Consider the following 12,998-nt stretch of genomic DNA (forward strand, 5'->3'; position numbering starts at 1 on the left):
GCTCGTGCAGCAGAACTCCTGCGACTCGGTGTCCACCAAACAGTGGTCACTCCAGCCCACCGGCTCCCAGCCGCCCGCTTCCCCCACCCCCACCAGGACACCGACGAGCAGCCCGACCCCCTCGCCGAGCACCCCGCCCACCGGTGGCCCGACCACTCCGCCCACCACCGGGTTGATCGGCTGGGCGACCCAGGGCGGCGGCACCACCGGCGGCGCGGGCGGCGGCACGACGACGGTCACCTCCCTGACCGCGCTCACCGCCGCCGTCAAGGACAGCGCCGCGAAGATCGTCCAGGTGAACGGCAACTTCACCTGCTCGGAAGACGTGCGCGTGGGCGGCAACACCACCATCGTCGGCGTGGGCGCCGACTCCGGGCTGACCGGCTGCGGCCTGAACATCCGTGACGTCGACAACGTCATCGTGCGCAACATGAAGATCTCGAAGGTCCGGGCCGGGAACGGCAACGGCGACGCGATCCACCTCGACAACGCCAAGCGCGTGTGGCTCGACCACAACGACCTGTCGAGCGACACCAGCCACGGCACCGACTACTACGACGGCCTGCTGGACATCACGCACGGCTCCGACTACGTCACCGTCTCCTGGAACAAGCTGCACGACCACGTCAAGTGCTCGCTCGTCGGCCACAGCGACAACAACAGCTCCGAGGACACCGGGCACCTGCGCGTGACGTACCACCACAACGCGTTCCAGACCTGTGCCCAGCGCAACCCGCGGGTGCGCTTCGCCAACCCGGTGCACGTGTTCAACAACTACTACTACAAGGACCCGTCCTACACCGGCTACAGCTACGGCATCGCCTCCACCTGCGGCGCCGGGGTGCTCGTCGAGGGCAACTACTTCGAGAACATCGCCGAGCCCACCCACACCGCCGAAGGCTCGTCGCCGGGCGGGTCGATCGTCGCCCGCGACAACTACTTCGTGAACTCCGGCACGCCGCAGACCGCCGGCAGCGTCGCCTCCATCCCGTACTCGTACACGGTGGACAACCCGAGTGGCGTCAAGGCCAACGTCCTCGCCAACGCGGGCACCGGCAAGATCTGAGCCCAGGGAAGACCCCAGAGGCCGCGGCTCCCCACGCCGCGGCCTCCGCTCGCCCGTCAGCCGACCAGGCCGAGATACGCGAGCAGGTTGTCCTCGATCAGGGCCACCACCTGCGGCGGAAGCCGCCCCAGGTAGTCGCCGAGCTCTTCCTTGAGAAAGGGCTGCGCGCAAACGGTGCGCACCCAGCACTTGCTGGGCAGATTGGCGGTTCCCTGCGCGAGCTTGACGCAATACTCCGTTTTGAGCGTCGTCCTCGCTCGCGCGAGCAGCGCCTCGGCCTGCCTGCGCCGCCGCACCCGGCTGAGGTCGAGCAGAACGCCGGACTCTCCGCCCGCCTGCGCCTCGATGACGGGCACGGTGGCGTCCACCACGCTCCGAAGAGCGGCTGTGTCCTTGCCGCCATGCAGAGCCACGACCGTACGGACGAAGTCCATGGCCTCACGATCGAGAGGATCGTCCACAACCAGGGTTAGGGACAGAACGCCCGCCCCCGCGTCGGCCGACTCGTCGTCGCCACGCTCCGCGAGTTCGCTTTCCACCACATAGTCCTGGGCCCGCGTCAGGGCGGGGTCGTAGGGGCCACGGCGCCCGAGGCGCCAGGTGGCCCCACTGATCGGCGCGTGTCCCGCCTCGACGGCGGCGACGTCGGTGAGATAAAGGAGCCCCGCCAGGTGGGTCTCGGTCACCGACAGGTCCAGCTCCCGTGCCGCCAGGAGTATGGACAGCACGGACCCCGCCAGAGGATTCGGCATATCGATGGGCATGCTGATCACCGCTCCTCCCCGGATCAGCCGCATGCTCACCGTGCCCCTCCCGGTCCGTCCACCACCGCGCCCAACTACAGCGAAGTAATTACTTACCGTCACATTGCGACGTCAACGCGTAATCGACATTCAGCTGTCGAGGGCGGCGCGTTCGGCGTCGGTGAGCAGGCGGGAGCGGATCAGGAAGCGCACGCCCTCGGGTGCCTCCAGGGAGAAGCCGCTGCCCCGGCCGGGGACGACGTCCACGGTGAGATGGGTGTGCCGCCAGCGCTCGAACTGGCTTGCCGACATCCAGAACGTGACCGGCTCGTCGACGCCCTCGACGGCGAGTGAGGCGAGCAGCACGTCGGAGGAGCCGGTGCGGAACTCGCCCTCCAGATAGCACATCGGCGCGCTGCCGTCGCAGCAGCCGCCGGACTGGTGGAACATCAGCGGGCCGTGGGCCGCCCGCAGCCGCCGGATGAGGTCGGCGGCCGCGGGGGTGAGGTCCACGCGGGACACCTCGGGCATCAGAAGAAGCCGAGCTTCGCGGGCGAGTAGCTGACCAGCAGGTTCTTGGTCTGCTGGTAGTGGTCGAGCATCATCTTGTGGGTCTCCCTGCCGATGCCCGACTGCTTGTAGCCGCCGAAGGCGGCGTGGGCGGGATAGGCGTGGTAGCAGTTCGTCCAGACCCGCCCGGCCTGGATGGCCCGGCCGGCCCGGTACGCCTTGTTGACGTCCCTGGTCCACACACCGGCCCCGAGGCCGTACAACGTGTCGTTGGCGATCTTGATGGCGTCGTCGAAGTCGGTGAACGAGGTCACCGAGACGACCGGTCCGAAGATCTCCTCCTGGAACACTCGCATGTGGTTGGCGCCCTCGAAGATCGTCGGCTCGACGTAGTAGCCGCCCGACAGCTCGCCACCGAGGTCGGCGCGCTGCCCGCCGGTGAGCACCTTGGCGCCCTCCTGCCGGCCGATGTCGAGGTAGGACAGGATCTTCTCCAGCTGGTCGTTGGACGCCTGGGCGCCGACCATCGTGGCCAGGTCCAGCGGGTGCCCGCGCACGATCTTCTCCGTACGCTCGACCGCGGCCTCCAGGAACCGCTGGTAGTGGCCCTGCTGGATGAGCGCCCGGGAGGGACAGGTGCACACCTCTCCCTGGTTGAGCGCGAACATCGTGAAGCCCTCCAGCGCCTTGTCGAAGAACTCGTCGTCGGCGGAGGACACGTCGTCGAAGAAGATGTTGGGGCTCTTGCCGCCGAGCTCCAGCGTGACCGGCTTGATGTTCTCGCTGGCGTACTGCATGATCAGCCGCCCGGTGGTGGTCTCCCCGGTGAAGGCCACCTTCGCGACCCGCGCACTGGAGGCCAGCGGCTTGCCCGCCTCGACGCCGAACCCGTTGACGATGTTGAGGACACCCGGCGGGAGGAGGTCGGCGACCAGGCTCATCCAGTAGTGGATCGACGCGGGGGTCTGCTCGGCCGGCTTGAGGACCACGGCGTTGCCGGCGGCCAGCGCGGGCGCGAGCTTCCAGGCGGCCATCAGGATCGGGAAGTTCCAGGGGATGATCTGCGCGACGACGCCGAGCGGCTCGTGGAAGTGGTAGGCGACGGTGTCCGCGTCGATCTCCGACAGGCTGCCCTCCTGGGCCCTGATCGCCCCCGCGAAGTAGCGGAAGTGGTCGATGGCCAGCGGGATGTCGGCGGCCAGCGTCTCCCGGATCGGCTTGCCGTTCTCCCAGGTCTCGGCGACGGCGAGCCGCTCCAGGTTCTGCTCCATGCGGTCGGCGATCCGGTTGAGGATGTTCGCCCGCTCGGCCGCGGACGTGCGTCCCCAGGCGGGGGCGGCGCCGTGCGCGGCGTCCAGGGCGCGCTCGACGTCCTCGGCCGTGCCGCGCGCGATCTCGGTGAAGGTCTGACCGGTCACCGGCGTGGGGTTCTCGAAGTACCGCCCGCGCTGCGGCGGGACGTACTCCCCGCCGATCCAGTGGTCGTAACGCTGCTCGTACGCCATGAGGGCGTCCGGCTGTCCCGGCGCGGCGTAACGGGTCATGGGATGGACCTCCCGGACAGGGTGTGGGTCTGACGCCCCGGACCTTAGTCACGGGCACGTTGCCGACACGTTGCGTCCATGTTCCCGGCGCCTTTCCGGAAACAGCCTCTCACCGAGCTGAGCCTCCGATCCGGATAGTCAGAAATAAGGTTACGGCCGGTCAAGTCTGTCCTAAAATCACGCGTCATGATTTCGGAATCGTTTTCCGCCTCCCGTCGGGACGCGCTGCGCCTGCTGGCGGGCGGCGCCGCGGCCGGGCTCGCCGCCGGGCTGCCCGCGTCGCCCGCGAGCGCGGCGGCCCGCACGTGGAGTGTGACCGGCAGCGGCGCGACGTCGCTCAAGCCCTTCGACGACACGCTCAAGAGCTTCATGCAGGCGCGGACGATCCCGCACGCCTCCCTGGCCGTGGCCCGCAAGGGCAAGCTGGTGCTCGCCCGGGGCTACAACTGGACGGCGGACACCTCGTTCTCGGCCGGGCCCACCTCGTTGTTCCGCATCGCGAGCCTGAGCAAGCCGATCACCGCCGCGGCGGTGCTGAAGCTGGTGCAGGACGGCCAGCTCAGCCTCACGGCCAAGGTCGCGCCGCTGCTGGGGCTGAGCACGGCCGCCGACCCGCGCCTCGCCTCCGTCACCGTGACCCACCTGCTGCAGCACCTGGGCGGCTGGGACTCCGAGGTGTCGGGCGATCCGATGTTCAGCGACCGGACGATCGCGGCCAAGTTCGGCGTCCCGCTGCCGGTCACCCAGGTGCACATCATCCAGTACGTCACCGGCCGCAAGCTCGACCACGCGCCCGGGACGACGTACGCGTACTCGAACTACGGATACCTCCTCCTGCAGAAGGTCATCGAGAAGGCGAGCGGGGTCTCGTACGCGAGCTACGTTCAGAGCAAGATCCTGACGCCGCTCAAGATCAAGCGGATGACGCTCGGCAGGACGGCGAAGAGTCTCCGCAAATCGGGCGAGGTGCCGTACTTCTCGAAGTACACCGGCACGAGCGTGATCGACACCTCCGGCTCCGTGCTGCCCTACCCGTACGGCGGGTTCAACCTGGAGAACATGGCCGCCCACGGCGGCTGGCTCGCCACGGCCGTCGATCTGGCGAAGTTCACCACCCTCTTCGACGCGGCCGGCGTGCTGACCTCGGCGTCGATCTCCAAGGCGTTCGCCAAGCCGTCGATCGGGATCAACTCCAACGGCTGGTACTACGGCCTCGGCTGGCAGGTCAGCCCGGTCACCGGGGGCCGCAACACCTGGCACACGGGTTCCCTGGCCGGCACCTCCACCCTCATGGTGCGGCGCTACGACGGGCTGAGCTGGGTGGTGCTGTTCGACCAGCGCGACGACGCCTCGGGGCTCGGCTACGGGGACATCGACTCCCTTCTCCACACCGCCGCCAACTCGGTGAAGTCCTGGCCCACCACCGACCTCTTCTCCACGTACGGTCTGTAAATGTGGACGACGTCTGGGATCTGGTGGTCGTCGGCGCCGGGCCGGCGGGCTCTGCCGCCGCGCTGCGGGCCCGGCAGCTCGACCCCGGCTGCCGGGTGCTGCTGCTCGACCGGGCGGCCTTCCCGCGGGACAAGCCTTGCGGCGACGGCATCGCGGCGCACGCACGGCAGGAGCTCGCGCTGCTCGGGCTGCCCGGCCTGCTCGACGACCACCGGCCGACGCCGCGCCTGTCGGTGACGTCGCCCGGCGGCGCCCACGTCTCGGCCGTCGTCGCGCGGCCCAACCACGTGGTGCCCCGCCGGGTCTTCGACGCCCGGCTGGTCGAGGCGGCGCGGGCGCGCGGCGTGGAGGTGCGCCGCCACCGGGTGCGCACGCTGACCGCCCTCGGCGGGCACGTCGTGGTCGACGGTCACCTGGTCGCCCGGACGGTCGTCGCCGCCGACGGCGCCAACTCGGCCGTACGGCGGCTGATCGGGGTGCCGCCGAGCCCGGAGCGGCACACCGCCATCGCGGTGCGCGGGTACGCCGACGTGCCCCCGGACGACGACGTGCAGGTCATCGTCATGCAGAGCGAGGCGTGGCCGGCCTACGGCTGGTCGTTCCCCGTGGGCGACGGCACGGCCAACGTCGGCTACGGCCTGCTGCTGCCCCGCATGCGGGAGACCGGGCTGCCGGGCCGCGAGGTGCTGCACGGCCGGCTGGCCCGGCTGCTTCCCGAGATGATGGAGAGCCCGCCCGGCGAGGTGCGCGACCTGCGGGCCCACCACCTGCCGCTGTCGAGCGGGCGGCCGGTGCCGGGCGCGGGCCGGGTGCTGCTGGCCGGTGACGCGGCGAGCCTGATCAACCCGCTGACCGGCGAGGGCATCTACTACGCGCTGGTGTCGGGACGGCTCGCCGCCGAGGCGGCGATCGGGTCACCGGACGCCCCGCTGCGGGCCTACCGGCGCGGGCTGCGCCGGGCGCTCGGACGGCACCTGCGCACCACCGACACGCTCGCCCTGGCCGCCCGCTCCCCCGGGTTCATCGACGCGGCGATCGACGTCGCCGCCCGCCGCACCGAGGTGTTCGACCTGCTCGTCGACGTCGGGCTCGGAGCGGGCACCGTGCCGCCCCGCCTGGCCGCGGCGGTCGCCGTCCGATGGCTCAGGAACCTCGCCTGAGCCTTCACAGCGACGGCAGGCCGTACTCCGCGTCGAGGTACCGCACCCGCCGGGCGGCCCGCGCCCGCGCCGGGGATCCGGCGGGCAGCGCGGCCAGCAGCGCCTGCCAGGCGACGATGTCGTCCCTCCCCCACGGCGCGCGCGTCCACCGTTCGAGCAGCGCGGGGTCGCGCCGGGCCACCAGCAGGTCGCGTACGCCGTCGTCGAGCAGGCGGCGCTGCCAGACGACGCCGGGCGCGTCCGAGCCGGGCAGGAGCGGCCCGCGATAGGCCCGCAGCGCGGCGTCGGCGTCCGCGGCGGCCAGGTGCTCGGCCAGTTCCTGGAAGTCGGCCCGCACCGGCACTCGCAGCCGGTACGGACGGGAGTCGAGCAGCGGGCCGAGCCGGTGGCGCAGCCGGGACAGCTCCGCGCGGAGCGTGACGGGGTTCAGCGCGCGATCGCCGTACAGCTCCATGCTGAGCTGGTCGCTGCCCAGTCCCTCGGGGTGGCAGGCCAGCAGCACGACGATCTCGCTGTGCCGGGGGCCGAGCCTGATGCGGCGCGGGCCCTCGCCGAGCACGGCGTCGTCCCGGCCCAGGGCGGTGAGCGTCACGGCGGGCGCGAGATCCGGTGCCGGGAGGGTCGCCAGATGGGCCTCCGCCGCGCGGGCCGCCGCCTGCACGAGGGCCAGGCTGTACGGGCTGGCCAGGTTGTCGCCGCCGGTCACGTCGACCGCGCCGAGCAGGTGGCCGGTGTGCGGGTCGTGGATCGGCGCGGCGGCGCAGGTCCACGGCTGCACCGGCACGGCGAAGTGCTCGGCCGCGAAGATCTGCACCGGATGGTCGACCGTGATCGCGACGCCGGGGGCGTTGGTGCCCGCGTGGGACTCGTCCCACCGGGCCCCGGCGACGAAGTTCATCCGCTCGGCCCGCGCCCGCGCCCCGCGATGGCCCTCGACCCACAGCAGCCGCCCGGCCGCGTCGCACACCGCGAGCAGGTGCCGCCCGTCGTCGGCGATGCCGCCCAGCAGGTCGCGGAACAGCGGCAGCACCTGGGCCAGCGGGTGCGCGCGGCGATACTCCTCCAGCTCGGCGTCGCTGAGCTCCAGCGGCGCGAGCGCGTCCGGATCGACGGCCCGCGCCGAGCGCCGCCACGAGTCCGCGACGACGGAGCGCACCGGGCCGTCGATCGGGCCGTCGATCACCCCGGCCGACAGGAAGCGTTCATGGGCGCGGCGCAGCTCACCGGTGCGTTCCGCAGCGTCGGCCCCGGACTCAAGCGCGAGCCATGGATTGGTCACGGCGCCCTCACTCTCCGCGTCTTCAGGCGCCATCGTCACCCACGCCCGGGCCGCCCGACAAGGGCCCGGGTCCGCTCAGCGGAGCCAGGGCGCGAACGGGTCCGCGGGCGGCTCGCCGGTCCACGCCACGAGCCCGTCCGGCCGTACGAGCATGGCCGGCGCGCCCGGGAGCACGGTGAGACGGCCGGCGAAACCCTCGGCCCGTGCGGCGAGCCCCGGCCCGCCGGTGGAAGGCGTCGGCCGTCGGCGCGTTGAGCGACCGCGCGCCCATCGCCCCCGCCTTGTGCGCCGCCCCGGGCTCGGCCTCCCGCTCCAGGACCAGCACCGACACCCCGCCCAGCCGCAGCTCGCAGGCGAGCATCAGCCCGGCCGGGCCCGCACCCGCCACCACCACGTCAGGACGACCTCATCGACCTGATGGTGGACGCCGTGCTGCGCGAGAACGCGCCGCCGGAGCCCAGCGGGGAATGGCGCGCGGACCTGCGCGAGCTCGCCGAGCGCACCCGCGCGCTCATGCTGCGCCGCCCCTGGTTCGCGCTCGCCACGGCGGCGCGGCCCGGGCTCGGCCCCGGCAGTCTGCCCTGGATGGAGGCGTGGCTGCGGGCGGTCGACGGGCTCGGCCTCGACGCCGCTGATCCGGATCATGGTGGAGGCCGAGGGGCCGCACCGCGCCGACCAGGGCGAGCGGATCTTCGCGTCCGGCCTGCGGCAGGTGCTCGACGGCCTGGCCGCCGCGCTCCCCGCCGGGTGACCGTGACGGCCTGTCACACGGTCCTCTACACGGCCCGGCGGGCGCGGGCCATGGCGGCCAGGCGCGTGCGCTGCTCCGGGGTGAGGCGCGCCAGCCGCTCACGCGGATCCGGCCGCGTCATGACCGCGTCGGTGCCGAGCAGCGCCTCGGCGTGGTCGGCCGCGACACGCACGGCGTTCTCCGACGCCGCGTCGGCCGCGAGCGGCGCGATCCGCTCCCGATATCCGCCGTCTTCCCCGCTGTCTTCAAGGGCCCGCGCCAGCAGATCGGCCGCCCGGTCCTCGGTCCAGTGCGTGACGGGCAGCCAGGTCGCCACCCCGGCACGCTCCAGCCGCTCGGCGTTGTCCGGACGGTCGACGCCGTGCGCCAGGAGCACCTGCGGGGTGGCCGACGACAGCGCCCGGGCGAGCGTGCCGATCCCGCCGTGGTGGACGACCGCGGCGACCCGGGGCATGAACGAGGCGAACGGCGCCGAGGGCATCCACTCCACCCCGTCGGGCAGCGACTCCGGCTGGAACGCCGGATGCCGGTTCACCAGCAGGGCCTTCCTGCCGATCCGCCGGCACGCCCGCGCCGCCACGTCGTAGAAGCGGTCGTGCAGCACCTGCCCGGTGCCGCCGGTGATCAGCACGGGCGGCTCGGCCCAGTCGGGCACCGGCCCCTCCGCGGTGTCACCGAGCACGAACCCGCAGCGGACGACACCCTCCGGAGCCGGCTGGCCCGCGGCGTCGAACCACTCCGGCCACAGCGCGAGCTGGGTCTTGGCGCTGTTGAGATAGGCGGACCAGTCGCGGACCGGTCGCAGGCCGAACTCCTGGAAGACCTCGTCGTACCCCTGCCCGAGCACGCGCCTGAAGAGGTTCGCGAGCACCGGCAGCGAGACGTACTGGTGGGGCGTGACGGACACCAGCGCCACCGGCACCCCGCGGCGCTCGGCGGCCATCAGCGCGGCGATGCCCGACGTGTGCCGGGCGACCACCACGGTCTCCCCCGGACGGTAGTGCGCCTCGATCATGCGGACCTCGTCGGCCAGCAGCTCGAACAGGCCGTTGCGCCGGTAGAGCGCGAGCACGCCCTCGGGGTCCTTCAGTGGATCGAGCATGTAGCGCCGGGCGTCGTCCAGGTGGCGGTCGTAGCCCTCGTCGGTGTCGATCGGCAGGTGCCGCAGGCCGGCGGCCGCGATCCGGTCGGCGAACCACGCGTGGGTCATCACGACGACGTCGTGGCCGCGCTCCGCCAGCTCGCGCCCGATCCGTACGAACGGGAGCACGTCGCCGTTGGTGCCGTGGGTGCTCAGCAGCATCGTGGCCATGCGGATCAGCCGTTCTCCGAGTCGAGCAGGGCGTCGATCTCCTCGTCCGACAGGCCCGCGAGCTCGTCGAGCAGCCCGGCCAGCTCCTCGTCGTCGGCGTCGGCGAGCTGCCGCTCCTCGATCGCCTTGGCGACCTCGGCGACGGTGAACGAGGTGGTGTAGAGCGTGTCGAAGGGCAGCTCGACGCCGAACTCGGCACGCACCCGCGCCATGAACTGCACCAGCCGCAGCGAGTGGCCGCCGAGCTGGAAGAAGCCGTCGCTCACGGAAGCAGGCGCCACGTCGAGCAGCTCGGCCCACATCCGCATGACGGCCGCCTCGACGGGGCTCGCCCCCGCCACCTCCGTCATGTGGCGGCCGGCCCGCATGGCGTCGAGGATCGCGTCGGCGCCGGTCAGCCGGGTCGCGATCCGTTCGACCGACGCCCATCCGGCGGGCCCGGCGGGTTCGACCGAGCCGGTGGTCCCGGCGGGCCCCGCTGCCCTCTCCTCAGCAGGGCCCGGCGTGTGGACGACGGCGGCCGCGTCGGCCGCGTCGAGGACATACCAGGCCGACTCCTCGCCGTACGGCTCGACCTTCGCGGGCAGCGCGGCGAGGAAGTCCCTGGCCGGCCGGTTGCGCTCGGTCTCCCGGAACGCCAGGGCCACCCGGGCCAGCCCGCGCTCCCGCGCGAGCGCCCCCAGGTGCGCGAGCATGCGGTGCTCCACCCCGCGCCCGAGCGCTCGGCAGCTCAGCAGGAACGCGCCCACGCGCAGCGTGTCGCCGTCCGTACGCACGTCGGTGAGGCCGACGACGCCGTAGTCGCCGAAGCGGTCGCGCACGTCCACGACGAACTTCTCGTCGCCGTCCAGGCGGCGCGTCCCCGAGAGGTTGAACTGGTTGGTCCGCTCGGCGAGCTGCGCGGCCCGCGCCTCGTGCTCGGGACCTGCCGGGGTGATGGTCACCCGCAGGTCGAGCGTGGCGAAGAAGTCGGCGAGGGACATCTCGCCCCTGGCCTGCTCGCGCTGCCGTTCCTCCTGGTAGCGCCGGGTGCGCTCGCGGTCGGCCTCGGTGACCGCGGCCAGGTCGAGCGGCCAGCAGTGCCGCAGGAAGGCCGCCGCCTCGGCGGCGTCCGCCGGGAGCCTGAGCGTCAGCACCTCGGGGCAGCCGGCCCGCACCTCGGCGCACTCGACCGGGCTGTCGTCGAGGAAGACGAAGGAGTCGAGCCCGAGGCCGAGCTCGGCGGCGACCGAGCGCAGCGAGACCGACTTGGCGTCCCACCCGACGCGCATCGCGGCGATGTCGTCCAGGCCGACCGGCAGCTCCGGATGCCGCGCGAACACCTCGCGGACGTCCTTCTCCTCGTTCTTGCTGCACAGGCACAGCAGCCTGCCCGCGGCGACCTGGCGGGCCAGCTCGCGCCAGATCTCCAGCCGCTCGGGACCGATGACGACGCCGTCGGGGCCGTCCTCGCCGACCACGCCGTCCCAGAGCGTGCCGTCGCAGTCCACGGCGACGACCTTGGGACGCGGGGTGGTCATGGCGTGCAGGCGGCGGACGGCCGCGGCGGCCAGTGCGGCGAAATAGCGGTCGGTGTAGGGCACGTTGCCGGTCCGGTCGGCGAAGGCGTCGTGCACCTCGTCCGGCCCCGGCTCGTACGGCTCGGCGGAGGTGAGCACGGAGACGGCCCGGTCGTCTTCGAACGCCCGGACCAGCCGGGACGCGAGGCGCGCGTGCACCTCGGGCGAGCCGTGCTCGGGCGAGGGAGGGCAGACGACGAGCACGTGCGGACTGCCCGACCCGCGCGCCGAGGTGCGCAGCGCGGCGGCGAGGTCGGTGGCCACGGCCTCCGCCTCGTCGAGCCTGTCCTGCCCGGCGGACGGATCCTCGGCCACCAGGTCTTCCGCCCGGACCAGTACGACGGCGGCGCGGGCCCGGCCGAGCACGCTGCCCGAGTCGAGCAGCGAGGGGAAGACCTGGTCGTACGGCGCGAAGGCGACGGCCTCCTCGGCGTCCCCGTGGATGCCGAGTTCGGCGAGCCAGAACCGCAGGGCGTCCCCGAGCGGCTCGGCGGTGAAGGTCGCGGCGACCCCAAGCCCGATCTTGTTCACTTCGGTGTCCCTTCGAACGGCGCCTGATCAGTCGGACATGGCCACGAGGATGCGGCGGGAGCCGGTGAAGGGCCTGCGGCCGTGCCCGACCAGCACGTTGTCGATCAGCAGCAGGTCGCCCTCCCGCCAGTCGACGTCCACCGCGTTGTCCAGGCCCCGGTCGCGCACCTGGATCACGTACTCGCCGGGGATCGGGGCGCCGTCGGGGAACGTCACCGACTGGGGCAGCTCCTCCGGCGGCATGAGTTCGGCGAGCATGGCGGCGGCCTCGTCGCCGATCGAGGCGGGATGCCACTGATCGGCCTGGGTGAACCACACCTCGGCGCCGGTCACGGGATGGCGGGTGGTGGCCGGCCTGACCTGGGAGATCCGCACGCCGCCGTCGGGCCGCCACTGCCAGTCCGCGCCGATGCCGTCGAGGAACTCGGCCACCTGGTCGCGGTCCTCGGTCTCGAACGTCTCCTGCCAGCTCTTGCCGAGCCCGCGGCCGGCGTGCAGGTTCTGGGTGTAGCGCACGCCCTTGGCGAAGGCGTCCCTGACCTCGTCGTCGAGCGACTCCAGCCAGCGCACGCCGTCCACGACGGGGGTGGCCCCACCGGTCTCCGCCGCCTTCTCGCAGTAGAACAGCAGCCGCGAGGGCCAGGTGGCGGAGTAGGACAGCTCGTTGTGCATGGAGATCGTGTATTCGGGCGGATACTCGGTCGAGGTGTAGACGTTGCCGCCGACCTTGGTGCGGGGCGAGTTGCCGTGCACGTACGCCAGGCGGTTGGGCAGCAGCATGTCCATGACGGGATCGAGGGTCTCGGGCGTGACGCCGAACCCCCGGAAGACGAGCGCCTTCTCGTGGACCAGCAGGTCGCCCACGTTCAGCTCGCGCAGCCGGTGCAGCAGCCCCTCGGGCGTGGCGGCGACGCCGTCCGGGGCTATTTCCAAGGGCTTCCAGAAGTCGTCCATGCGTCCTCCTTCTGCGCGCGATCCGGCCGCGGCCGAGCACGGGGAAAAGTCGAATTAAGGAGGCAGGCGGGCCCTCGAATAAGCGGCGCCCCTGCGGAAAAGAGATTCCGGCGGCCAACATAGAACCCGGATCGGGT

General features: G+C 72.4%; 11 protein-coding genes and 2 pseudogenes. 4 read left to right on the plus strand and 9 right to left on the minus strand.

Features of this window, described 5'->3' with window-relative positions; genetic code table 11:
* A partial coding sequence (locus tag FLV34_RS41540; RefSeq protein WP_222709523.1) for a hypothetical protein occupies positions 1–312 on the minus strand: 312 nt, incomplete at its 3' end.
* On the opposite strand from FLV34_RS41540, the gene FLV34_RS15460 reads away from it, so the two are divergent.
* Positions 296–1,066, plus strand: coding sequence for a polysaccharide lyase family 1 protein (locus FLV34_RS15460; protein WP_222709524.1), 771 nt, complete (start codon positions 296–298; stop codon positions 1,064–1,066). The genes FLV34_RS41540 and FLV34_RS15460 overlap by 17 nt on opposite strands.
* Positions 1,067–1,122: 56 nt before the next feature.
* Here FLV34_RS15460 and FLV34_RS15465 read toward each other — a convergent pair whose 3' ends face one another.
* From FLV34_RS15465 to adh, 3 genes are all read right to left on the minus strand, one after another.
* Positions 1,123–1,830 carry a hypothetical protein gene (locus FLV34_RS15465; RefSeq protein WP_147943422.1) on the minus strand — a complete coding sequence of 236 codons (708 nt, stop codon included), beginning with the start codon at positions 1,828–1,830 and terminating at the stop codon, positions 1,123–1,125.
* Positions 1,831–1,959: 129 nt separating this feature from the next.
* A complete protein-coding gene (locus FLV34_RS15470) occupies positions 1,960–2,340 on the minus strand; it encodes a DUF779 domain-containing protein (RefSeq protein WP_142645887.1) in 381 nt (126 codons plus the stop codon).
* The gene (gene adh / locus FLV34_RS15475) at positions 2,340–3,863 is read right to left on the minus strand and encodes an aldehyde dehydrogenase (protein WP_142645888.1); all 1,524 of its coding nucleotides are present in this window, start codon (positions 3,861–3,863) and stop codon (positions 2,340–2,342) included. The genes FLV34_RS15470 and adh overlap by 1 nt, the downstream gene beginning before the upstream one ends.
* Positions 3,864–4,049: 186 nt before the next feature.
* Between adh and FLV34_RS15480 the strand changes: the two genes are divergently transcribed.
* A complete protein-coding gene (locus tag FLV34_RS15480; RefSeq protein WP_147943423.1) occupies positions 4,050–5,315 on the plus strand; it encodes a serine hydrolase in 1,266 nt (421 codons plus the stop codon).
* Positions 5,316–5,317: 2 nt separating this feature from the next.
* Positions 5,318–6,475: an NAD(P)/FAD-dependent oxidoreductase gene (locus tag FLV34_RS15485; protein WP_261985785.1), complete on the plus strand. Its 1,158-nt coding sequence runs from the start codon at positions 5,318–5,320 to the stop codon at positions 6,473–6,475.
* 4 nt (positions 6,476–6,479) lie between these two features.
* On the opposite strand, the gene FLV34_RS15490 is transcribed toward FLV34_RS15485, so the two are convergent.
* Both FLV34_RS15490 and FLV34_RS40465 read right to left on the minus strand, forming a co-directional pair.
* Entirely contained in the window at positions 6,480–7,754 is a 1,275-nt protein-coding gene (locus tag FLV34_RS15490) for a helix-turn-helix domain-containing protein (protein ID WP_147943424.1), read from the minus strand.
* Positions 7,755–8,049: 295 nt separating this feature from the next.
* Positions 8,050–8,148: pseudogene (locus FLV34_RS40465) on the minus strand (FAD-dependent monooxygenase); the annotation flags it as partial.
* 23 nt (positions 8,149–8,171) lie between these two features.
* On the opposite strand from FLV34_RS40465, the pseudogene FLV34_RS42455 reads away from it, so the two are divergent.
* A pseudogene (locus FLV34_RS42455) lies at positions 8,172–8,378 on the plus strand (TetR/AcrR family transcriptional regulator C-terminal domain-containing protein); the annotation flags it as partial.
* Between the two features lie 152 nt (positions 8,379–8,530).
* Here the strand turns inward: FLV34_RS42455 and FLV34_RS42460 are convergent.
* From FLV34_RS42460 to FLV34_RS15515, 3 genes are read right to left on the minus strand one after another with little or no spacing between them, the layout of a single operon-like run.
* A complete protein-coding gene (locus FLV34_RS42460; protein ID WP_142645892.1) occupies positions 8,531–9,817 on the minus strand; it encodes a glycosyltransferase in 1,287 nt (428 codons plus the stop codon).
* Between the two features lie 5 nt (positions 9,818–9,822).
* Positions 9,823–11,907 (minus strand): HAD-IIIC family phosphatase, encoded by a 2,085-nt coding sequence (locus FLV34_RS15510; RefSeq protein ID WP_147943425.1) that lies wholly within the window; start codon positions 11,905–11,907, stop codon positions 9,823–9,825.
* A gap of 27 nt (positions 11,908–11,934) precedes the next feature.
* The gene (locus tag FLV34_RS15515; RefSeq protein WP_147943426.1) at positions 11,935–12,861 is read right to left on the minus strand and encodes a TauD/TfdA family dioxygenase; all 927 of its coding nucleotides are present in this window, start codon (positions 12,859–12,861) and stop codon (positions 11,935–11,937) included.
* Positions 12,862–12,998: the final 137 nt, after the last annotated feature.

Origin of the sequence: Microbispora sp. CSR-4 (assembly GCF_008033685.1) — a bacterium.
GTDB lineage: Bacteria > Actinomycetota > Actinomycetes > Streptosporangiales > Streptosporangiaceae > Microbispora.

Excerpts from the sequence above, each read along its gene's own strand:
- FLV34_RS15470 (WP_142645887.1), bottom strand. The coding sequence starts at position 2,340 with ATGCCCGAGGTGTCCCGCGTGGACCTCACCCCCGCGGCCGCCGACCTC.
- FLV34_RS15480 (WP_147943423.1), top strand. The coding sequence starts at position 4,050 with ATGATTTCGGAATCGTTTTCCGCCTCCCGTCGGGACGCGCTGCGCCTG.
- FLV34_RS15515 (WP_147943426.1), bottom strand. The coding sequence starts at position 12,861 with ATGGACGACTTCTGGAAGCCCTTGGAAATAGCCCCGGACGGCGTCGCC.
- FLV34_RS42460 (WP_142645892.1), bottom strand. The coding sequence starts at position 9,817 with ATGGCCACGATGCTGCTGAGCACCCACGGCACCAACGGCGACGTGCTC.
- FLV34_RS15465 (WP_147943422.1), bottom strand. The coding sequence starts at position 1,830 with ATGCCCATCGATATGCCGAATCCTCTGGCGGGGTCCGTGCTGTCCATA.
- adh (WP_142645888.1), bottom strand. The coding sequence starts at position 3,863 with ATGACCCGTTACGCCGCGCCGGGACAGCCGGACGCCCTCATGGCGTAC.